The sequence below is a fragment of the Loktanella sp. PT4BL genome (assembly GCF_003201935.1).
GTDB lineage: Bacteria > Pseudomonadota > Alphaproteobacteria > Rhodobacterales > Rhodobacteraceae > Yoonia.
Genome location: NZ_QJJL01000002.1, coordinates 740,738 through 763,435 on the forward strand (window position 1 = coordinate 740,738; position 22,698 = coordinate 763,435).

Annotated in this window: 18 protein-coding genes; 6 read left to right on the plus strand and 12 right to left on the minus strand. The window is 59.4% G+C overall.

Annotated features, from left to right (window positions below; translation table 11 throughout):
- Window positions 1-28: 28 nt before the first annotated feature.
- Together C7964_RS08610 and C7964_RS08615 are read right to left on the minus strand one after the other, a co-directional pair.
- A complete protein-coding gene (locus tag C7964_RS08610) occupies window positions 29-481 on the minus strand; it encodes an Lrp/AsnC family transcriptional regulator (RefSeq protein WP_110279239.1) in 453 nt (150 codons plus the stop codon).
- Window positions 478-933, minus strand: a complete 456-nt coding sequence (locus C7964_RS08615) for an Lrp/AsnC family transcriptional regulator (RefSeq protein WP_110279240.1) — start codon at window positions 931-933, stop codon at window positions 478-480. The genes C7964_RS08610 and C7964_RS08615 overlap by 4 nt, the downstream gene beginning before the upstream one ends.
- 130 nt (window positions 934-1,063) lie before the next feature.
- Here C7964_RS08615 and ilvC point away from each other — a divergent pair, with 130 nt between their 5' ends.
- On the plus strand, window positions 1,064-2,086 hold the full coding sequence (ilvC, locus tag C7964_RS08620; protein ID WP_110279241.1) for a ketol-acid reductoisomerase: 1,023 nt from the start codon (window positions 1,064-1,066) through the stop codon (window positions 2,084-2,086).
- A gap of 86 nt (window positions 2,087-2,172) precedes the next feature.
- Window positions 2,173-3,072 (plus strand): DMT family transporter, encoded by a 900-nt coding sequence (locus C7964_RS08625; RefSeq protein ID WP_110279242.1) that lies wholly within the window; start codon window positions 2,173-2,175, stop codon window positions 3,070-3,072.
- On the opposite strand, the gene glmM is transcribed toward C7964_RS08625, so the two are convergent.
- The 8 genes from glmM to C7964_RS08665 form a co-directional block, all read right to left on the minus strand.
- Window positions 3,069-4,412: a phosphoglucosamine mutase gene (glmM, locus tag C7964_RS08630; protein WP_110279467.1), complete on the minus strand. Its 1,344-nt coding sequence runs from the start codon at window positions 4,410-4,412 to the stop codon at window positions 3,069-3,071. The two genes, C7964_RS08625 and glmM, sit on opposite strands and share 4 nt — an antisense overlap.
- Entirely contained in the window at window positions 4,409-5,422 is a 1,014-nt protein-coding gene (gene folP / locus C7964_RS08635) for a dihydropteroate synthase (RefSeq protein ID WP_110279243.1), read from the minus strand. Before folP ends, glmM begins: the two co-directional genes overlap by 4 nt.
- Entirely contained in the window at window positions 5,419-6,339 is a 921-nt protein-coding gene (locus tag C7964_RS08640) for a dihydroneopterin aldolase (RefSeq protein ID WP_110279244.1), read from the minus strand. Before C7964_RS08640 ends, folP begins: the two co-directional genes overlap by 4 nt.
- Window positions 6,340-6,434: 95 nt before the next feature.
- Window positions 6,435-7,103 carry a cell wall hydrolase gene (locus tag C7964_RS08645; protein ID WP_110279245.1) on the minus strand — a complete coding sequence of 223 codons (669 nt, stop codon included), beginning with the start codon at window positions 7,101-7,103 and terminating at the stop codon, window positions 6,435-6,437.
- Between the two features lie 188 nt (window positions 7,104-7,291).
- Window positions 7,292-9,847, minus strand: coding sequence for a putative PEP-binding protein (locus C7964_RS08650; RefSeq protein ID WP_110279246.1), 2,556 nt, complete (start codon window positions 9,845-9,847; stop codon window positions 7,292-7,294).
- 79 nt (window positions 9,848-9,926) lie between these two features.
- On the minus strand, window positions 9,927-12,263 hold the full coding sequence (gene glyS / locus C7964_RS08655) for a glycine--tRNA ligase subunit beta (protein WP_110279247.1): 2,337 nt from the start codon (window positions 12,261-12,263) through the stop codon (window positions 9,927-9,929).
- A complete protein-coding gene (locus C7964_RS08660) occupies window positions 12,263-12,784 on the minus strand; it encodes a DUF6446 family protein (RefSeq protein WP_286163878.1) in 522 nt (173 codons plus the stop codon). Before C7964_RS08660 ends, glyS begins: the two co-directional genes overlap by 1 nt.
- Window positions 12,784-13,704, minus strand: coding sequence for a glycine--tRNA ligase subunit alpha (locus C7964_RS08665; RefSeq protein ID WP_110279468.1), 921 nt, complete (start codon window positions 13,702-13,704; stop codon window positions 12,784-12,786). The genes C7964_RS08660 and C7964_RS08665 overlap by 1 nt, the downstream gene beginning before the upstream one ends.
- Before the next feature lie 176 nt (window positions 13,705-13,880).
- On the opposite strand from C7964_RS08665, the gene C7964_RS08670 reads away from it, so the two are divergent.
- The gene (locus C7964_RS08670; protein WP_110279248.1) at window positions 13,881-15,608 is read left to right on the plus strand and encodes a serine protease; all 1,728 of its coding nucleotides are present in this window, start codon (window positions 13,881-13,883) and stop codon (window positions 15,606-15,608) included.
- Here the strand turns inward: C7964_RS08670 and C7964_RS08675 are convergent.
- Both C7964_RS08675 and C7964_RS08680 read right to left on the minus strand, forming a co-directional pair.
- The gene (locus C7964_RS08675) at window positions 15,583-17,190 is read right to left on the minus strand and encodes a 5-guanidino-2-oxopentanoate decarboxylase (RefSeq protein WP_110279249.1); all 1,608 of its coding nucleotides are present in this window, start codon (window positions 17,188-17,190) and stop codon (window positions 15,583-15,585) included. The two genes, C7964_RS08670 and C7964_RS08675, sit on opposite strands and share 26 nt — an antisense overlap.
- Entirely contained in the window at window positions 17,190-18,638 is a 1,449-nt protein-coding gene (locus C7964_RS08680) for a TrkH family potassium uptake protein (protein ID WP_110279250.1), read from the minus strand. The genes C7964_RS08675 and C7964_RS08680 overlap by 1 nt, the downstream gene beginning before the upstream one ends.
- A gap of 104 nt (window positions 18,639-18,742) precedes the next feature.
- Between C7964_RS08680 and C7964_RS08685 the strand changes: the two genes are divergently transcribed.
- The 3 genes from C7964_RS08685 to C7964_RS08695 all read left to right on the plus strand — a co-directional run bounded on the left by C7964_RS08685 (window position 18,743) and on the right by C7964_RS08695 (window position 22,691).
- Window positions 18,743-19,906: an FAD-binding domain-containing protein gene (locus C7964_RS08685; protein ID WP_110279251.1), complete on the plus strand. Its 1,164-nt coding sequence runs from the start codon at window positions 18,743-18,745 to the stop codon at window positions 19,904-19,906.
- Window positions 19,907-19,987: 81 nt separating this feature from the next.
- The gene (locus C7964_RS08690; protein WP_110279252.1) at window positions 19,988-20,455 is read left to right on the plus strand and encodes a (2Fe-2S)-binding protein; all 468 of its coding nucleotides are present in this window, start codon (window positions 19,988-19,990) and stop codon (window positions 20,453-20,455) included.
- Window position 20,456: 1 nt separating this feature from the next.
- Window positions 20,457-22,691 carry a xanthine dehydrogenase family protein molybdopterin-binding subunit gene (locus tag C7964_RS08695; RefSeq protein WP_110279253.1) on the plus strand — a complete coding sequence of 745 codons (2,235 nt, stop codon included), beginning with the start codon at window positions 20,457-20,459 and terminating at the stop codon, window positions 22,689-22,691.
- The last annotated feature ends 7 nt before the right edge of the window (window positions 22,692-22,698 follow it).

Consider the following 22,698-nt stretch of genomic DNA (forward strand, 5'->3'; position numbering starts at 1 on the left):
GAACCGGCACAAAGCAAGCGGCGCCTGCCTAAATTGGCCCCGGCCAGCGTTCTTCTGACAAGAGCACATTTGCTTCGACGTTACCGACACCCGGCATCGTCATGATGCGGCGCCGCAAGACACGTTCGAAATCAGCCAGATCGCGGGCCACGACGCGCAGACGGTAGTCATAGAGACCCAGCACGTGATCAACTGTCTGCACTTCGGGAATGGCCCCCACCGCGCGCTCAAAATCCTCAAGGCTCACACGCCCCTTGGTGGCCAGTTTGACGCCCAGAAATACCGTCACGCCGAACCCCAGTTTTTCGGCATCCAGCACAAGCCTGCGCCCCGCGATCACCCCCGCTTCCTGCAGGCGACGGATCCGCCGCCACGTCGCAGGCTGGCTGAGCCCGAGCTTCTGACCCAACTGAGTTGTCGATTGATCCGCGTTTGCCGAAAGCGCGCGCAGGATGGCGAAGTCGAGCTCGTCTAGCGTCATAGCGGCAGGCTTTCGTCAGACTTCACCGATGCGACGGTCATCAGTGCCTCGATGTCCGCGATATGCGGCAAGGTCAGGACCTCTTCGCGGTAAATACGCTGATAATCAGACAGATCCTTTGCTATCAACGAAAGGCGTACATCAACACGCCCCAGAAAGGTCTGGATTTCGATCACTTCCGGCACCGCCCGTGCGGCCGAAATAAACTCGTCAAAGGCGCGCGCTACCGTCTTGTCCAGTGTAATACGCAAACTGACCGAGACAGCATAACCTAATGCTGGCCAATGAATGATGGCATGGCTCCCCTGAATAATCCGGTCTTCACGCAAACGGTCCACGCGTCGCATCGCGCGTGCGGGTGTCAGCCCCGTTGCCTCGGCCAGTTCCGGCATCGCGGTCGCGGGTTCTGCCTGCAAAAGGCGCAAAATGCGGCGATCAGTATCATCAAGCATAGAAATCACGTTATTTGAATAGAATACGCATAACAATCATCATCTTGCCAAAAATACTCAAGGAACAACACTATTTTCAGGCGGGAGATACGTTATACCCACCCCAGAAACCACATAAAGGACGACGACTATGCGCGTTTATTACGATCGCGATTGCGATGTGAACCTGATCAAAGACAAAAAAGTTGCCATTCTGGGCTATGGCTCACAAGGGCACGCCCACGCGCTGAACCTGCGCGACAGCGGTGCGAAGAACCTTGTTGTGGCGCTGCGCGAAGGCTCCCCTTCTGCGGCCAAAGCCGAAGGCGAAGGCCTCACCGTGATGGGCATCGCCGAAGCTGCGGCATGGTGCGATGTGATCATGTTCACAATGCCCGACGAACTGCAGGCAGAAACCTACAAGAAATACGTCCACGACAACCTGCGCGAAGGCTCTGCCATCGCGTTCGCACACGGCCTGAACGTACACTTCGGCCTGATCGAACCAAAGCCCGGCGTTGACGTCATCATGATGGCGCCAAAGGGCCCCGGCCACACCGTGCGCGGCGAGTACACCAAAGGTGGCGGCGTGCCCTGCCTTGTAGCGGTCCACAACGACGCATCCGGCAAGGCGATGGAAATCGGCCTGTCCTACTGCTCTGCCATCGGTGGCGGACGCTCCGGCATCATCGAAACGAACTTCCGTCAGGAATGTGAAACCGACCTCTTTGGCGAACAGGCTGTTCTCTGCGGTGGTCTGGTCGAGCTGATCCGCATGGGCTTTGAAACACTGGTCGAGGCCGGATACGAGCCCGAGATGGCCTATTTCGAGTGTCTGCACGAAGTGAAGCTGATCGTGGACCTGATCTACGAAGGCGGTATCGCGAACATGAACTACTCCATCTCGAACACAGCCGAGTATGGGGAATATGTCTCTGGTCCGCGCATCCTGCCTTACGAGGAAACCAAGAAGCGCATGAAAGACGTGTTGTCCGACATCCAGACCGGTAAATTCGTGCGTGACTTCATGCAGGAAAACGCCGTTGGCCAGCCCTACTTCAAGGCTACACGCCGCATTAACGACGAGCACCAGATCGAACAGGTCGGTGAAAAACTGCGCGCGATGATGCCCTGGATTTCCGCAGGCAAAATGGTCGACAAAGCGAAAAACTGATCGACATGTAAGGTGGATCATGATCCACCTTACGCACCGAAAGGCCCGGGCACTGTCCGGGCCTTTTGTCTTGAAAAGGCCCCACCATGACCGCGCAACCCACACCAGCCAACTGGCTTTCCATCGCCCTTCTCGGATTGATCTGGGGCGCGACCTTCATGGTCGTTGCCATCGCGCTGGAAGGTTACGGCCCGCTGACCGTGGCCTGTGCCCGTACAACAGTCGGGGCGATTGCACTGCTGTTATTGATGCGAGTGTTGAACCGTCCTTTGCCGGTCTTTACTCCTGTGATGACCCGCTATCTGGTGGTCATTGGCCTGATGAACACCGCACTGCCCTTTGCCCTGCTCAGCTGGGGGCAGCAGTATGTGCCTTCCGCCTTTGCCGGTATCTCCATGGCCGCGCTGCCGCTCTTTGTGCTGCCGCTGGCGCATCTTTTCACCGACGAAAAGATGAGCCTGCGCAATACACTTGGCGTGATCATGGGCTTTATCGGGGCGACCGTCCTGATTGGCCCTGGCGTTCTGCGTATCGGCACAGGGTGGGAACCGCTGGGGCAAATCGCATGCGTCGCAGCCTCGGTATCCTATGCGGTGTCCAGTATCATGACCCGTCGCTGCCCGCCGATTGATCCGATCACAATGGCCGCACTCTTGCTGACGGTGGGTTCGGTCGCCTTGATCCCTGCGATGCTGCTCATCGAAGGGGTCCCCGCGATCGGGGACATGCGTCCGACCATTGCGATTATTTTCCTCGGCTTCATCCCGACAGCATTGGCGGCCCTGATCCGCGTAGCAACGATCCGATCAGCGGGCGCGATTTTCATGACACTGGTGAACTATCAGGTGCCACTCTGGTCGATGTTCTTTGGCGCAATCGTGCTCAGCGAGGTGCTGCCGCTGCGGTTCTTCGTGGCACTGGGGCTGATCCTCTTTGGCCTTGCCATCAGCCAGTGGAGCAATCTGCGCAAGCTGCTGTTGCGCTAGACCGCAGCCTCGACCTCGGCCACGATCCCTTCCACGACCTGCGCCAAGAGCGCATCATCCTCGCATTCCGCCATCACACGGATGAGTGGTTCGGTGCCCGACTTGCGGATCAACAACCGTCCTTTGCCTTGCAGCTTGGCCTCCGCATCGGCAATGGATTTCTGGACCATCTCTGCGCCCAGCGGGTCCTGGCCCGCCGCAAAGCGCACGTTCTTGAGCATCTGGGGCACAGTTTCAAAGCTCTTGGTCAGCGCGCTGGCAGGCAGTCCGGTTTCGATCATGGCGGCCAGAAATTGCAGGCCCGCCAGAAGACCATCACCGGTCGTTGCGTAATCGGTCATCACAATATGGCCGGATTGTTCGCCGCCAAGGTTCCAGCCATGCGCGCGCATCGCCTCAACCACATAGCGGTCACCGACAGCTGTGCGCTCAAGGCGCAAACCGCGCCCGTCCAGATACCGCTCAAGCCCGAGATTGGACATCACGGTTGCAACCAGAGTACCACCGTTCAGCCGCTCTTGATCCGCCCAGCGGCCCGCCATCAGCGCCATCAGCTGATCACCATCGGCGACCTCGCCGTTCTCATCCAGGATCATCACGCGGTCCGCATCGCCATCAAGGCAAATACCCACATGCGCGCCCTCGGCCACCACTTTTGCCGCAGCAGCAGCCGTGTTTGTCGAGCCGCAGCCTTCGTTGATGTTAAAACCATCAGGTGACACACCCATAGGGATCACCGTTGCGCCAAGTTCCCACAATACCTCGGGGGCGACGCGGTAGGCGGCACCATTCGCGCAGTCAATCACCACCTTCAGACCATCAAGCCGCATACCTGACGGAAATGTCGACTTGATCCGCTCGGCATAGCGGAAACGGCCATCGTCGATACGCTTGGCGCGCCCGATATTCTGCGCCTGCGCCGGTTCGATGGTCCCGCTGATAATCGCTTCAATCTCGGCTTCTGCCTCATCCGAGAGCTTGAAACCGTCAGGGCCAAAGAATTTGATCCCGTTGTCATGGTGCGGGTTGTGGCTGGCGGAAATCATGATGCCCAGATCGGCGCGCATAGACGTTGTCAAAAGGCCAACAGCCGGCGTCGGCACAGGCCCCAAGAGCAGTACGTTCATGCCCGTGCTGGTCAGACCGGCGGTCAACGCGTTTTCAAACATATAACCGGACAAACGCGTGTCTTTGCCAATCACCACGCGGTGCCCGTTGGACCCGTCATTGCGAAAATAGCGCCCTGCAGCGGCACCGATCTTGAGCGCCATTTCTGCGGTCATGGGAAAGGTATTTGCCTTGCCGCGCACACCGTCGGTGCCAAAGAGTTTCCGTGTCATGTCATTGCCGCCCCGCCAATTGCCCATTCCAAGTCTAGTGCTTGCTTTGTTGCGAAGATATCGTGAACGCGCAAGATTTGCACGCCCCGCCTTGCGGCAAAAAGAGCGACTGCCACAGATCCGCTCACGCGGTCCGATGCGTCCTTGCCGCCGCCGATTGTTCCGATAAACCGCTTGCGCGACGCGCCCAGCAGCACCGGACAGCCAAGCGCGTGGAAAAGTGCGATACCGCGCAAGAGGGTCAGGTTGTGTTCAAGCGTTTTGCCAAACCCGATCCCGGGGTCCACGACGATCTGGTCACGCGCAATCCCTGCGGCCACAGCGGCCTCAACCCGCGCGCTGAGGAAGTCATAAACATCGAGCAGCACATCATCATAGGTGGGATCGTTCTGCATCGTCTCGGGCGACCCTTTGGCATGCATGACACAAACCGGAACTCTGGCTTCGGCGGCGACCTCGGCCAGTTTCGGATCAAAGGTAAAGGCCGCCACATCATTGATCAGGGTCGCGCCCGCCTCAACTGCCGCCAATCCCACGTCGGATTTGCGCGTATCAATCGAGATCGGCACATTGCTCTGCGCGCGAATGGCTGCAATCACAGGGGCTGTCCGCCCGATTTCCTCGGCAATCTGCACCTCGGCCGCACCGGGACGTGTGCTTTCTCCGCCCACATCGATGATCTCGGCGCCCTCTTCTTGCATGGCCAGCGCATGTGCCAGCGCAAGGTCGGGCGCATCAAACTGTCCGCCATCGGAGAAGCTATCGGGCGTGACATTCAAAATACCCATGATACGCGGGCCAGTCATCGCCATACCCGCGACAGGCGTGCGCGCGCGTGTCAGGTTTTCCAGCACTTCTGCAGGCACGTCGCCCGCAGGAATGGACCGGACACCGCCGCCGCGCGTGTGAACCGCAACGGTATCAAACCAGCACAGACCACCCGCCAGTGGAAAGCTTTGGGGTGTCGGCGTTTCACCGAAGCGCGCAATCGGGCGATAATATTGGGTCATGACAGGTCAAAGGTCTCTGATGGAACGGCACGGACAGGCACTTCCGTTTGCGGCGCAGGCTGGCCGATGACAAGCAATTCCTTCGCCTGCATCTCGTCGGCAAACCATGCCACGAGGGCTACGGCATCGCGCGGACTTGCAGAGGGACCATCAACCGCATCAAGAACGATCTTCGAGGGGGCCCAAATACAGATCTGGCCATTCTTCATTGCCCAATCCAGTTCCGTCCGCGAATTGACAACCATGCAGCGGCGGTCGCGCGCGGCCAAACTCCATGCATTTTGTTCGATCGCCAGCAGATCAATACGGCGTTGCGCAAGGGCATTATCCGCCTGGGGCGCGGGCACGTCAGCAGGTCCGACGCAAAGGATGAGCGGCGCGTCCATTGCTGCCAACTGGTCAATCCAATCCCCGATCTGCGGGCTTTCTATCGCGGCGTTCGACAAATAGACGATGCGCGGATGCGGAGCGGCCACATGAGTCTGCCCACCCGGATCGACACCATCGCGCGCACGGACGATCTCGACCCCGAGCGAGAACGGACCGCGGTCCAGTTTCTCGATCCGTACGAAAACTCGTTCTGCCTGAGGCTCGAGCAGAATGCGCTCAGCCACGCGCGCCGCGAGCGTTTCAAGCAGATTGATCCGCTCGGCTTCCAGCTCGTTGCTGATCGCTTCGGTCACCTTGTCGTAAGACAAAATTCGGTCGACATCGTCATCAATCGGCCCGCTGAGCGGCAACACCTCGACGACAACATTGAAGCGGACACGCTGCAGGGTCCCGCGCTCTTGTTGAAACGCACCAATCTCGACTTCGACCACATAGTCGCGGAGCGAAATGCGATCATAAGGGATGCTGCTGCTGGCCTCTGCCCTCTCGCTTGGGTGGGCAAAGGCAAGGCGGATATCATCAGTCATGGGGGCGTCCAACACGTCAAGTTACCCGTGTGGGATACAAGGGCCGACGCGGTGCGGCAAGCGTCAGGCGCGACGCTCGTCCGCAATCATGCGACTTACATTGATGCCGTGCGCACAGGCTGGCGATAGAAGTAATGGAACCCGATGGAAGCAGTACGCGGAAAACGCTGTGCCCAAGAAGGATTGACAGCTTTGGTATGGTAGTGTGTCGCACCACCGGTCAATGCGCGCGGTGCACCATCAATCAACATACGGGCGACCTTACCGACACGCTCCCACGAACGGAGCTCGGCAATCACTTCGGGTTTGCCATCACATGTATAGGTAAATTGGCAAGCGTAGCGGCGGCCTGTACCCTGATTGATCACGGCGCAAAGCGAATCCGGATAGGCACTGCTGTCAACGCGGTTCATGATGACTTCGCCAACTGCGAACATCCCGCGGACAGATTCGCCACGTGCTTCGAAGTAGAGAGCTTCAGCCAGACATTGCCATTCTGATCCGCCATCTGCGGCAGGCAACTCGGCCAGATAGTCACGATCATAGACCAGTCCGGTCTGTGTCTCGACGCCACGCTCTTGTGCAGGCGGCAGACTGGTCAACATGCTCAAACGGCTGTCAGGCACGACCGATAAAGCCTGACGTTCTTGACCCAGGATGGCTTCCAAACGGCTTGCCATCACTTCATCTGCAAAGGCTGATGTTGCCCCAACAGAAATAACTGCCGCAAAACATGCGGCGATAATCGCCTTCAATACAGTCATTTTTCCCACCCAGGAAACTTCGCGGGTTAGCTCCGCGCCAGCGCGGCAGTCTTTAGGGGAAACAACCGCGAAGGTCTACCCCTTGGGCCCGAACGGTCCAAAACCGGCAAGATTACGCACAGGGTGCAGCCTTATCGACACAATATGCAGTGGATTGCCGCGCTTTCACCACTAAATGCAGCGTTGTATTAAGGTGACACCTTATCGGCCAAAGCGAGCTGCGCCGCCGTCAGGCGCGCCACCGGCACCCGGAAAGGGGAGCAGGAAATGTAATCGAACTGCTGGGCACGACAGAACGCGATCGCCGAACGATCACCCCCATGCTCGCCGCAAAGCGACAAGACAACATCGCTGCGGCCCAACCGGCCACGCGCCGCGCCGATAGAAATCAATTCGCCCACACCTTCGATATCAAGCGTATGGAACGGGTCTTCGACATAGACGCCCTGCTGCACATAAGACGACATGAAGCGGCCCGCATCGTCGCGTGACAGACCATAGGTCATCTGGGTCAGGTCATTGGTACCAAAGGATAAAAATTCGGCATGCTCGACAATGTCCTGTGCGCGCAGTGCCGCACGCGGGGTCTCAACCATGACGCCGAGCCGATAAGTGAAATCCGCTTTGCTTTTCGCCCTGACAGCGTTTGCTACCCCGGTGATCCGCGCCTTTTGCAACTCGACTTCGCGCATGGCACTGACAAGCGGGATCATGATCTCGACATTGATCGAGATGCCTTTCTTCCCGACAGCCACCAAAGCCTCAAAGATGGCACGGGTCTGCATGTCGTAAATCTCGGGAATAGCGATTCCCAGACGCACGCCCCGCATTCCCAGCATCGGGTTATATTCTGCCAGCGCATCAATCCGCTCGATCACATCCGGCAGCGGCAAGGCCACTTGCTCGGCCAGATCACGCATGCCTGCCTTATCGGAGGGCAGAAACTCGTGCAGCGGTGGATCAAAAAGGCGCACGCACACGTTCTTGCCTGCCATGATCTCGAAGAGGGCCTGAAAATCGGCGCGCTGCATCGGCAAAAGGCGGTCGAGCACCTCTTTGCGGTCGTCGCTTTCTTCGGCAAAGATCATCTCGCGCATCACGCCAAGACGGTCGCCTTCAAAGAACATATGCTCGGTGCGGCACAGCCCGATACCTTCGGCGGCAAAGTTGCGGGCGGTTTGCGCGTCGGCGGGGGTGTCGGCATTGGCGCGCACCCCGATGTCGCGAAAATCATCAGCCCATTCCAGCAAGGTCTGGAAGGCGCCATCAAGAGCGGCTTCCAGCATAGGCGGCTCACCGGCCAGAACCTGACCACGGCTGCCATCCACCGTAATGATGTCACCCGCCCTGAACTGCCGCCCGTCCGGGGCCGTAATTACACCATTCTTGCGGTCAATCGTCAGGTCAGACGCCCCCACAACGCAAGGCAAACCGATCCCCCGCCCGATCACAGCGGCGTGGCTGGTGACCCCGCCCCGCATCGTCAGGACCGCATGGGCGGCATGCATGCCGCGAATGTCCTCCGGCGTGGTTTCGCGCCGCACCAGAACGCAGGCCTCGCCGCGCGCGGCACTGGCTTGCGCCTCGTGCGCGGTCAGGACAATCCTGCCCGTGGCCGCACCAGGGCTTGCCGCGATCCCGCCGACGATCACGTCACGTTTTGCATCCGGATCAACCTGCCTGTGCAACAGCTCTGACAGGGCTGACGGCTGCACGCGCATCACCGCCTCTTCGCGGGGGATCACACCGTCTTCGGCCAAGGCCACGGCGATCCGCACCGACGCGCGTGAACTGCGCTGGACGCGCACGGCATCCAAAATCTGCAGGACACCGTCTTGCAGCGTGAACTTGATTTCCATCTCTTCGCGCAACCGGCGGCGGCAGATATCGCCGTATGAAACAAGCTGGGCGTATTGATCGGGGCAGATATCCTCAAGTGCCGGACCACGCGCGTCACGCGTCAGATACAGCGCGCCCTCGGCATCGGGGCCAAGATCATAGGCGTCGCTTCTGCTGGCGCTGAGGTAGCGGCCAATAATCTTGGGCGCGCCGGATGTGGAATCCACAAACTGCATCACACCCTGACCACATTCGCCCTGCCCTGTCCCCAAGGCCATCGCCTGCACGACAAGCCCGAGACCTGCATTGGCCGGTGCCCCCTTGGCCTGCCGCAGCAGTCGCGCGGTGGTCCCATCCCACGCACGGGCCATGGAACGCAGCACTTCGGCCAGTTGCACAGCGGGGTCCTGCGGGAAGGGTTCGTCTGTCTCGATCTCGAAGGTATCGAGCATCGTCTTGAGACTGGCGGCATCGGCCACATCGGGCAGGTAGAATTCATCCGGATCAAGGCGCGCCACATGGATCGCGTAGGACTGGACAAAACGCAGGTAGAGTTTCGTTGCGGCTGCGGCCCCGATCCGCTGGGTCAGTTCGGCAAGGCGCGCATCATTCATCCCCACATTCAGGATCGCACTTGGGCCACCCCAGTCGGGGTCCTGACTGGAGGGGCGCACGGACAGAAGCGGGGCATCGCCAAAGGGCGCCAGCAAGGTGTCCATATCGGGCAGATTGCCAATTGCCGCCGCGTGGACCGCATCGAATGACAAAGCGACCGTCACAGGCACCGGCATATCCAGACGCACCAGCCGTTGCAGACACTTCGCCCGCCCGCCATGGACCGAAGCCTTCATGGCCGCAGTTGGCGTGATAAGCGTCAATGGCCCGTATGTTGACTGTTGCTGCACTGCGGCACCGATTTATTGTTCACCTGCAGCATAGAAGGAAATCCGGCCCACTGTACACATAACTTTACAGATTTTGTGTCTAGCCTTCGATTTTTGTCAAATCAGCGACGCTGAGGCAGATATTTCTGATGCGTGACAACAGGTTAAGGCGATTGCGCCGCAAAATCTCGCTGTCGGCGTTTACCTGCACGTCGGTGAAAAAAGCATCAATCGGCGCGCGGAGTGCTGCCATAGCATGCATTGCGGTGCTGAAATCCTCGGCTTCCATCGCGGGGGCGATCTTTGCATCCGCAGCATCAAGGGCCGCGAAAAGCGCCTTTTCGGCGGCGTCTTCGGCGAATTTGACGTCCGCACCAAAGGAATATTCCACCCCGTCCTTTTCCTCGGCCTGGGTCAGGATGTTATTCGCGCGCTTGAACCCCTGAATGAGGTTTTCGCCGTCATCGGTGGCGAGGGTTTCGGCCAGCGCCTCTGCCCGTTTGACCAGCAGCGTCAGGTCATCATTGCCCGGCATCGCGATGCAAGCGTCGATGATGTCGTGGCGGATGCCTTTGTCTTTGAGGAATACCTTGAGACGGTCGTGGAAGAAGGAGAGGAGGTCGGCTTTCCAGTATGACGGCAATATGCGCTGGGTAGCATCAATAACTCGTTCGCCATCTTTTACGAAGGTCAGGCTGTAACTATTTTCCGCTATGAATTTGTCAGCGTCAGGAGTCTGCACACAAAGAACGCTGAATTCATTTCCACCATCTACGTCAGGAAAGGCGGAAAACATCCCATGATTTACTCTAACTTTGTCTAAACCGTACTCATTTTCACGCTCTTCAGGCCGATCAAGTACAAAGAAGTTATAGCATTCATTGAGGGCTGACATATGCTTCTTCCACCAAGCATTGATTATCTCATCTATGCTTAGCGCGGTTCTGTTCTCGACTACTAACCGAATAACTCCGAGCGCAGCGCGGCGCAGCGCAAAAGGGTCCTTGCTCCCTGTCGGCTTCTCGTCAATTGCCCAGAAGATGCTTAGCGTATCGATCTTATCGGCCAGTGCCACTGCTACAGATACTGGCCCAGTTGGCACATCATCTGACGGCCCAAGCGGCGAATAGTGTTCTTCGCATGCCGCTGGTACACCATCATCGTGGCCCGCAGCCTGCGCATAGTAACGTCCCATCAGGCCCTGAAGCTCTGGAAACTCATAGACCATCTCAGACGCCAGATCCGCCTTGGCGATTCGTGCGGCTTCTTCGGCCAGATCAGGCTTGGCACCCACATGGGGCGCGATTTCGCGCGACAGCGATGCTATGCGTTCGATCCGCTCGGCCTGCGAGCCCAATTTATTGCCGATTTTGGCGTGGAAGGTCACGTTGGCGAGTTGATCGGTCCAGGCTTTCATCCCCTGCCGTTCGACCGTGCGCAGATCGTTTTCCCAGAAGAATTTTGCGTCCGACAGGCGCGCGGACAGCACCTTTTGATTGCCCGCCAGAATGGTGGCACCGTTGTCGGCGGTTTCCATGTTGGCGACGGTCACGAAACGTTCGATCCGGCCGGTCTTGGGGTTGCGCACGGAAAAGAATTTCTGGTGCTCTTTCATCGAGGTTTGCAGTACCTCGGGCGGCAGGCCAAGGAAGGCGTCATCAATCCGGCCCAGCAGGACCACAGGCCATTCCACCAGCCCCGCAACCTCGGCCAGCAGACCACGGTCCTCGACCACCTCAAGCCCCAGCGCAAAGGCCTGATGGGTGGCGTCATGCCAGATCGCCTCGGCCCGTTCGTCGGCGCGCAGGACCACATTGGCGCGCTTCAACTTCGCCTCGTAGTCATCGAAATTCGTGACGGTAAATGCATCTGGCGAAAGGAAACGATGCCCGCGCGTGGTGTTGCCCGATGTGATCCCGTCCACATCCAGCGGCACGATCTGCGCGCCCGCCTCGTCACTGAGGATGCACAGGATGGAATGCAGCGGGCGCACCCATTTCAGCGGGCCATCACCCCAGCGCATGGACTTGGGCCAAGGGAAGTTGCGCACCGTGTTTTCCAACACCTCCGCAATGATATCCGCCGCCATCCGCCCCGGTTTTTCGATCACAGCGAAATAGGTTTGGCCCTTCTTGTCGTCGCGCACCTCTAGGTCTTCGCGGGCCACGCCTGCACCGCGCAAAAAGCCCTCGATTGCCTGATCCGGCGCACCCACTTTGGGGCCTTTGCGCTCTTCGCGGACCGCTTTGCTTTCCGCCGTCAGCCCCTCGATCGACAGTGTCAGGCGGCGGGGCGTCGAAAAGGCGGCTGCACCCGCATAGGTCAGCCCTGCCTCGACCAGACCGTCCGTCACCAGCTTGCGCAGGTCGTCGGCGGCGCGGGTTTGCATCCGCGCGGGGATTTCTTCGGAAAAGAGTTCAATCAGAAGATCAGGCATCACTCGGTGCTTTCTGGAATTGGGGGGCAGTCTTCGGGCGGGCGGTTGCCGTCAAAGACAACCTCGCCGCATTCATTGATCTGGTGCCACGCATAACCCCGCCCGTCGGGGTAAATGGCAACAATCCGGTCGATCCCGTATACGATGTTTTCAACGCCCATGAAGGCAATGGCATCGGTGCGCAGGTCTGCCCCGATCTGGGCTGCATCAAAGCAATCGAACCAGCGGGGTGCCACACGCGGTTCGGCGTTATCTACGATTTCAAACGTCTCTGTCAGCATCGCAAGGCTGAGCGTGGTTTCAAAGCAGGCCCGGTAGCGCAGCGGGCTGCTGATCGCGTCGATGCCTTGGAAGTTTTCCACGACAATCGGTTCGGCCTCACCGGTGCTGACGGAGGTCAGGCGCACGGCGTCACCGCTTGCCTGCACCTCATCATAATAGGCATAGACCTGCTGGTAGTAGAGCACGCCCCCCAGCACAGCCGCCGCCAGAAGCATGCCCACAATGAAAACTCTCGCTATCACGCCGCCGCCCCGCCTGCTTCGGTTTGCACGAAGGCGTCGGCACAGGCCTTAGCCAGCGCCCGAACCCGTCCGATATAGGCCTGCCGTTCGGTCACCGAAATCACGCCCCGCGCGTCAAGAAGGTTAAAGACGTGGCTTGCCTTGATGCATTGGTCATAGGCGGGGTGCACCATGATGATTTTCGCGCCTGTCTTGGGGTCCGTCGCGGGGGCGTCCAAGATGCGCTGGCACTCGGCTTCGGCATCGACAAAGTGCTGCAAGAGCACGGCAGTGTCAGCCACGTCAAAGTTCCAGCGCGAATATTCCTGCTCGGTCTGTTTGAAGATATCGCCATAGGTCAGCGGGATCGGCGTTTGCGGGTCGTTGAAGGGCATGTCCATGACGTGATCGACGCCTAGCACATACATCGCCAGACGTTCCAGACCATAGGTCAGCTCGCCCGAGACCGGTTTGCAGTCATGCCCGCCGACCTGCTGGAAATAGGTGAACTGGCTGACTTCCATGCCGTCACACCAGACTTCCCAGCCAAGACCCCATGCCCCAAGCGTGGGGCTTTCCCAGTCGTCCTCGACAAAGCGGATGTCGTGCAGGGTTGCATCAATCCCGATCGCCTCAAGCGAGCCAAGATAGAGGTCCTGCATGTCAGGCGGCGAGGGTTTGATCAGCACCTGATACTGGTAATAGTGCTGCAACCGGTTGGGGTTTTCACCATAGCGCCCATCGGTCGGACGGCGTGATGGCTGCACATAGGCTGCCGCCCAAGGCTTGCTGCCCAGAGCGCGCAGGGTCGTGGCAGGGTGGAATGTGCCCGCCCCCACTTCCATGTCGTAAGGTTGCAGGATCGCACAGCCTTTGCTCGCCCAATATGTCTGGAGCCGCAGGATGATTTCCTGAAAACTGCGTGGTTTGTCTGCCATCTCAAAACCCTTCAAGTGCTTTGTGCGCTCAATAGGGTGCTGGGCCGACAGGGTCAATTGGGCAACGCCTGCGGATTTTTTTAAGCGTGAATACGCGGTTTGCCCAGAGTTTGGCTTGCACAGCAGCGTATTGGCCGCCACCACAAGCGAAAGGCTTTTTACTTCCGAGGTTTTCCATGTTCAGGGCTTTCGTCGTAGCACTCATCATTTTCGTTTTGGCCGGGCAGGCTCAGGCACAGGACCGCTATTGGGTTCAGATCGAGGCGCGCCAGACACTGACCGAGGCGAGCGAGCGCGCACGTTTTTACGCGCGGCGGTTCAGCGATGTTGAGGGATATTATCTGGGGCGCGGCTTCTATGGCATTGTTCTAGGGCCCTATAGCGAAAGTCTTGCCCGCGCCGAGTTGTCCCGCTTGCTGAGCAGCGGACAAATCCCCTCTGACAGCTACCTGCAAAACGGACGCCGTTTCGAGCAGCAGTTCTGGCCCATTGGCGGCGCGCAAGCATCCAATGTGTCAACCACACCGGACCGCGCACCAGAGCTACCTGCCCTGCCGCAGGTGGACGTGACCGCACCCGAAGAAACACTCAGCGAGGCCCGCGCATCCGAGGCTGCCTTGCCGCGTGAGGCGCGTGAGGAAATGCAATTGGCACTGCGGTGGGCCGGGTTCTACAATTCAGCGATTGATGGCGCATTCGGGCGCGGCACACGCAGTGCCATGGCTGCTTGGCAGAGCGCTTATAATCAAGAGCCGACGGGGGTTCTGACGGCCCGCCAGCGTGCGCTGCTATTGTTGCAATACAATGCTGTGATCGCCGATCTGGATATGCAGCTTGTGCGTGACAATGCCGCAGGCATTCAAATGCAACTGCCTACGGCTGCGGTGGCTTTCACAGAGTATCAGCCACCCTTTGCGCAATACGATGGTCAGGGTGAGCTCTCTGCCGCGCGGGTGCTGATGATCTCGCAAACGGGTGATGCGGGGCGTCTGAGAGGGCTCTATGAGGTCTTGCAGGTTCTCGACATCATGCCGACCGAGGGACCGCGCAGTTTGCAGGGCAATAGCTTTTCCATTGAAGGCATCGGCGACGGTGTCCATTCCTATGCCACTGCCAGCTTGCAGGACGGCGAGATCAAGGGCTTTGTGCTGGTCTGGCCCGCAGGTGACGACCGGCGTCGTGCGCGGGTGCTGGATCTGATGAATTCCAGTTTCGCACGGCTGGACGGCACGCTTGATCCGAACCTTGTGCCCGCCAGTGAGGATCAGGCCATAGATATGATCGCAGGGCTTTCGGTGCGGCAGCCGAAACTGTCACGGTCCGGGTTTTATGTATCAAGCGAGGGTCTGGTCGTGACGACCCCCGAAGCGCTCGACAGCTGCGTGCGGATCACCTTTGACCGCGATACAGAGGCCGAAGTGCTGGCCAGCGACCCCGCTCTCGGCTTTGCGCTCCTGCGCCCGCTTGAGGCCTTGTCCCCTATCGAAGTCGCTGCGTTCCAACCGCGGACACCGCGCCTGAAAGATCCGGTGGCAGTGGCGGGCTATCCCTTCAACGGCGCCCTGAATGCACCGACACTGACCTTCGGCACGCTGGAAGATATCCGCGACCTGACGGGTGATGACCGGATCGCGCGCCTCTCGGTCGCCACCCAGCCCAGCAATGCGGGCGGTCCTGTACTGGATCAGGGCGGCAATGTGCTGGGCATGCTGTTGCCCCGCAATGGCGATGGCGGTCAGACCTTGCCTGCGGACGTGCAATTCGCGCTGGATGCCGCGTTGATCGCGGCGACGCTTGAGACGCTGAACATCACGCCTGAGCGCAATGATGCAGGCCCTGCCCTGTCAGCCCATGCACTGACCGAAAAAGCCGCGAATGTCACCGTGTTGGTGAGCTGCTGGTAAGCGCGATATCCGACATGACCCGAATGACAGTCGGGCCTTTTGTGGCAAGGGCCGTTTGAACAGCCGCTTTGAATGCGTCCAGATCTGCAGGCTGGATTGCTGCGGCGCCGTAGGCCTCTGCCAGCTTGAGGAAATCAGGGTTGCGCTGGATCACCGCGTTCGGCGCGATCTGGGCGCGCACCATGCTGTCCTCGATTTCTCCTAACTTGCCGTTGTCCCAGATGATAATCGGCAGCGTTAATTCCAGCTCAACCGCGACGGCCAGTTCCTGCACGGTGTATTGAAAGCCATAGTCGCCGAGAACGGCGATAACAGGTTGGTCGCCAACCCCGATCTTGCCGCCGATCGCCGCGGGCAACGCGTAACCCAGTGTGCCAAAACCGTAAGGGTGGTGCCAGTGGCCGGGGCGGTCCATCGGATAGACCTCTTTGGCGGCATAGGCGAATTGGGTCATGTCGGAGAAGAACATGGTGTCGGCAGGGACGGCTTCTTTGAGCGCATCCGCGACAGGCAGGATACCGGGCCGTTCGGCATCAAGCTCGGCCCGCCATCTGGCACGGGTGGATCTGACCTCTTCGGCAGTCCATGTGGTCTTTTTGACGCCTTCCATCTGGATCAGGCTTTCGGTCAGATGCGCACTGGCATCGGCAAGGATGCGGGTGTCGGCATTGTGGCGGTCTGAAAGGCTCTCTGGGTCCAGATCAATCCGGACCAGCGGTGCCGTATGGCCCAGATGATCGCGCCACAGATCGACCTCGCTCAACCGCGTGCCGACAGCGACCACAAGATCGGCCGAGGCGATCACGGCCTCGCTTCCGGCGCGGGCAAGCGTTGCGCCAAAGTGCAGCGGGCTGTCATCGGGAATGATCCCGCGTCCGGCGTAGGTCGTGAAAGAGGCCGCATTCAAACGCTGAAAATGCGGCATCCAGCGCTCCACGCCATGCGCCGCACCACCGCCAAAAATAAAGAGCGGGCGCTTGGACGCGTTCAGTCGGTCGATCAGGGAAATTCGCTGCAGGGGTGCCGCTTCGGGGCGGCAGGGCCATTCATCCGCACGCTCTGGCGAGGGGGCGGCATTGGCTTCGAGCTGCGCGATCGGGACCTGGATGTGTTTGGGCGATGGCACCCCGGTCGAAAGTTCGGTCAGTGCGCGGTCGATCAACTGATAGCTCGCCTCGGCCGACCGCGCAGTGACGGACCAGTCGCAAACGGTCGCCGCAGCACCTTCCTGATCTTTCATCTGGTGCAACTGGCCGCGTTTGGCCTCGGTCTCATCCAGCACCGACGAAATCACCAGCATCGGCACGCTATCGGAATAGGCCTGCCCCATGGGCGTCATGATGTTGCAGAGGCCCGGGCCCGAGATCACATAGGCCACCCCCACCTTGCCCGTCGCACGGGCATAGCCATCGGCCATGAAGCCCGCACCCTGTTCGTGACGCGCCAGCACATGGGTGATCCCCGCCTCTTCGATCCCGCGATACATTTCCTGATTATGCACGCCGGGGATGCCGAAGATCGTATCGACCCCACGATCCCTGAGCATATGTGAAATTTGCGCACCAAGGGGACGTGTCGTCATCAGTTTCTCCAGAATTTGATGGTCAGGATGGTCAGCACGACCATGATTTCCAAGCGCCCCACAAACATGGCAATCGCCAATATCCATTTCGCCGTATCGTTGATGTTCGCATAGTTGCCTGCCGGCCCGATCTCGGTCCCAAGCCCCGGACCGATGTTGGCAATGGCTGCGGCAGCCCCCGAAACCGACGTGATGAAATCGAGCCCTGTCAGCCCCAAGAGAACTGACGTGGCCCCGAGCGCCAAGATGAATGCGACAAGGAAGGCGATCACAGAATTAAGAATGTCCTCACTGATCGGACGCCCGTCATAGCGCGGTGTGAAAACCCCATGAGGTGAATGGATTTGCCGTATCTGGCTTTTGATGGCGGCAAAGACCAACTGATACCGGAACACTTTGATGGAACAGGAGGTCGAGCCCGCGCAGCCGCCAATCAAACCAATCAGAAAAAACAACACAACAGGGAAGGTTCCCCATGTCATGTAATCCGCACTGGAATAGCCGGTCCCTGAAATGATTGACGTTATGTTAAACAGCGCTTCACGAAATGCGATCTCTGACATCACGCCTTCGCGTCCCCAGACCCATGACGTCATCAGCAGAACCGTGACGAGCACAATCCACAAAAACGTGTGAATCTGCGTATCCCGCCAGAGCGGCTGTGCGGTGCCGGCAATCAGTTGAACGTAGCGCACAAACGGCAATGCCGCGAGCAGCATGAAGACGGAGCCTACATAGTGGGCACCTGCCCCGTAAAGCCCGAAAGAGGCATCAGAATTCGCCATGCCACCGGTCGAGACCGTGGTCATCGCATGGACAATGGCATCGAAAGGCACCATGCCGGTGACAGAGTAAGCCAGCGCGCAGCTGATAGTCAGGATAATATAAATCACGGAAATACGGCTTGCGATCTGACCTGCTCGGGGCAGGATTTTTCCCATCGTATCAAATGCTTCTGACCGGAAGATCTGCATGCCACCCACGCGTAGTTCGGGCAGAAAGACCATCGCGACCACAATGATCCCGACCCCGCCCAGCCATTGCAGGATACCGCGCCAGAGCTTGAGCCCGTCAGGCAGGTTTTCGATCCCCGTCAAGACGGTGGCCCCCGTGGTGGTCAGGCCAGACATCGCCTCAAAAAAGGCGTTCGTGAAACTGGCGTCTGTCGCACCCAGCACAAAGGGGATCGCCCCGAAAACGGGCAACATCAGCCAGACAAGCGACGTCAGCAGAAAGGTTTGCCGCAGGCTCAGCCCTTCGGACACGCCGTTTGCACAGGCAAGCGCAATCAGACCTCCGGTCACGATCGTGATGACCGCGCTTTCGAAGAAGACAAACCAATGTCCATTGCCTGCCAGCAAATCAATCGCCAATGGGACCAGCATGGTCAGGCCAAGCGATGCCACAAGCAGACCGATCACATATCCCACGGGGCGTAAATCAACCATGCAGGCAGCGTTGTCCTGCCCTCTCGCCGGTGTCAAGAACACCACAGCGATATTCGCGACAGACTGTCGCTTGAAAGCCCGAACCCGCGGCTTAGCTCTGAGCCATGTTTGATCCCACTTATGCCGCAGCCCTGTCCCGCCTGAACGCCTTTGCCCCAAAAGCGGGGCGCGATTATGCGGGCAAACGCAACTATGATAACATCGCGCATGTGTCGGCCCTGTCGCCCTATATCCGGCACCGGATGATCACCGAAGAAGACGTGCTCAAAACCGTTCTGGCCCGCCATAGCGCCACTGCGGCAGAAAAATTCATCCAAGAGGTCTATTGGCGCACCTATTGGAAGGGCTGGCTTGAATTGCGCCCTGCCGTCTGGGACATGTACCGCGCCGATCTGAACGGGGCATTAAACCGCATCCAGACAGAAAGCGGGTTGCGGCAGGATTGGGAGGCGGCCTGCAAAGGTGAGACCGGCATTGAGTGCTTCGACCACTGGGCGCGGCAGTTGGCGGATACCGGATATCTGCATAATCACGCGCGGATGTGGTTTGCCTCGATCTGGATTTTCACACTGCGCCTGCCATGGACTTTGGGCGCGGATTTTTTCATGCGGCACCTGCTGGATGGCGATCCGGCCTCGAATACCCTCTCTTGGCGTTGGGTGGGCGGGTTGCAGACGGTTGGGAAAACGTATCTGGCGCGACCTGACAATATTGCGAAATACACCGAAGGGCGGTTCGATCCCAAGGGCCTTGCGACTTTTGCGGCACCGCTAGAGGGACCACCCGCGCCGCCGCGCGGGGCTGTACCTGTGTCGGATAGCTATGATCCCGCATTACGCACGGGGCTTTTGATCACTGAAGAAGACCTGTCACCGGGATGGCTGGCCCATCAGTTTCAGCCCTGCGCAGTGGCGATGGTGCAAACGACCGCCGCGCGCAGCCCTTTGACCGTGAGCGCGCGTGTCACAGCCTTTGTGGCTGATGCACAAAAAGATGCAGCAGCGCGCTATGCCGACAAACTGGGGTCAATCGCGCAGGTCACGCCCGAAACTGTGGCGGATTGGGCGGCGGCGCATAACATCGAGCAAATCGTCACCCCCTACATTCCAACCGGCCCGACGCGTGATGCGCTGAAGGATGTCCGTCTCTGCCAAATCATCCGGCCTTATGATAGTGCCGCCTGGCCGCATGCCACACACGGGTTCTTCCGGTTCAAGGATAGAATTCCCTCTCTGCTGGGCGACATCAAGGGTTTGCGCCTTGCGTAAATGACGCGACGACACAGCCCATTGCACGGTACAAATATCTGACCTAAACTAAACTATCCAGTTCATATTTGGAGCATTAACATGGCCACCCGCCTTACGATCAACGGCACCGCACATGACGTGGATTTACCTGAAAATGTGCCTCTGCTTTGGGTTTTGCGCGACGAGATCGGGCTGACGGGTACCAAGTTTGGCTGTGGCGTGGCCGCCTGTGGCGCCTGCACTGTGCATATTGACGGCGAGGCGGTCCGCTCATGTCAGGTGGCTTTGGCCGATGTCTGGGGCGAGGTGACAACGATCGAAGGGCTTGGCACACCTGACGCGATGGCCACGATCCAGCAGGCATGGGTCGATCATCAGGTGGCACAATGCGGCTATTGCCAATCGGGCCAGATCATGAACGCGGCGGCCCTTCTGGCGCAAACGCCCCAGCCGACAGATCAGGACATTGACGACGCGATGCAGGGCAATCTTTGCCGCTGCGGCACGTATCCCCGTATCCGCGCGGCGATCAAAGATGCCGCCCAGCGTCTGGCAGAGGAGACATAAGATGGGCCGTATCAAGACAATCGCCCGCCGGACGTTCCTGATCGGCTCTGCCGCGATCGTGGGTGGTGCCGCATTTGGCATCTACCAGATCAACAAGGACGCGCCGAATCCGCTCGTGGCTGGCGATGGTGAGGCGACACTGAACCCTTTCGTGCTGATCACCCGTCACGGCGTCACCCTGATCGCGCCCCGCGCGGAAATGGGCCAGGGGGTGCAGACCACGCTGGCGGCACTCGCCGCCGAGGAACTCGACGTGGCATGGGAAGACATCACCGTGCTGCACGGCCCACCGGCGCAGGCCTATTACAACTCGGTCTTCCTTGGCATGGCGATCCCGGGCGCGCATTATAAAGACACGCCGTTCAAGCACGCGATGCGCGAACAGGTGGGCAAGGTGGGCAAATTGCTGGACTTGCAGGCGACCGGCGGATCAACATCGATGAAGGATTTTTACGAGCGGATGCGCCATGCGGGCGCGTCGGCGCGTGAGGCGCTGAAACTGGCGGCAGCAGAACGGCTTGGCGTACCTGCCAGCGACCTGCAGACCGAAAACAGCAACGTGATCGCCCCCGACGGCACGACAATCGCCTATGGTGAACTGGCCGAGGCGTTGCGTGAAATCACTCCCCCTGACGTGGAATTGCGTGACCCTGCAACGTGGAAATATCTGGGCAAATCCATGCCCCGCGTGGACATGGTTGGAAAAGTTACCGGAACGGCTAAGTTTGCGACTGACACCCGTTTGGACGGCATGAAATTTGCCACCGTCCGCATGAGCCCGACGCGTGCGGGGATGGACAGCTATGATGACAGCGCCGCCCGCGACATGGACGGGGTCGAGGCGATTGTGGATCTGGGCGACGGGATCGCGGTGATTGCCAGCAATACATGGCTTGCGATGCAGGCGGCCGATGCCGTGGATATCACATGGACGCCTGCGAACTACCCAGCCGACACCGACGCATTGCGCGCGGCGATTGCTGCATCTCTCGATGAAGATGCCGACAGTATGGTGCGCGATGATGGCGACGTCACAAGCGCCGTGGAAGGCACTGAAATTGCGGCAGAATACTATGTGCCCTGGCTTGCCCATGCGACAATGGAACCGATGAGTGCGACAGCCCTCTTTACCGGTGACAAGCTTGAGGTCTGGTCGGGCAATCAGGCACCCACGATGATCCGCGATGCCTGTGCAAAGGCTGTGGGTCTGACACCGGAACAGGTGACGCTGCACACAACCTATCTGGGTGGCGGTTTCGGGCGCCGTGGCGAGATGGACTTCTCGGTGCTTGCCGCGCGCATTGCCGCCGCAATGCCTGGCACGCCGATCCGAATGATCTGGAGCCGTGAGGAAGACATGCGGCGCGATTTTTACCGGCCCGCGGCCATCGCGCAGTTCCGCGGTGTGGTGCAGGATGGCAAAGCGGTGTTGCTGGACGGCAAGATCGCAGCACCTTCGGTCTTCCACAACTCATCACTGCGCCAGACCGGTGCAGCCCCCCCCGGCCCTGACCGTCTGCATGTGGAAGGGGCCGCCGACCAACCCTATGCGATCCCGCATTTCCGCATTGCCGGTCACCTGACAAATATCGACGTGCCAATCGGGTTCTGGCGCTCGGTGGGGGCCTCGATCAACGGTTTTATGCTGGATACCTTTATCGACGAGATGGCCCATGCCGCAGGCACCGACCCGCTGCAATTCCGGCTTGATCTGGCGCGCGCCGAACATGCCCCATCGGCGGGCGTGATTGAAGCGGTGGGCGAAATGTCAGGCTGGACCGGCCAGACCCCCGCCAATATCGGGCGCGGTGTGGCCTTCAGCTTTTCGTTCGGCACGCCGGTGGCACAGGTCGTCGAGGTCGAGGACACAGGACGCGGCATCAGGATCAACAAATGCTGGATCGCCGCCGATCTGGGCACGGTGCTGGACCCAAGTATCGTGGAGGCGCAGATGACCTCCGGGGCGATCTACGGTTTCTCTGCAGCGATGCAGGAAGAGATCACATTCGCTGACGGTATGGTCGAGCAAGGCAACTTCTATGACTATGATGCGATGCGGATGCACACGGTGCCGGAATTCGAAGTGCGCCTGCTGGAAACCAACCCCTTCATGGGCGGGGCCGGTGAACCCGGCACGCCACCTTCAATGCCCGCACTGGGCAATGCACTGTTCGATCTGACAGGGACGCGGGCGCGTGAATTGCCGCTGATCAAGACCTTTGACTTGATTTTATAAGGCGCGG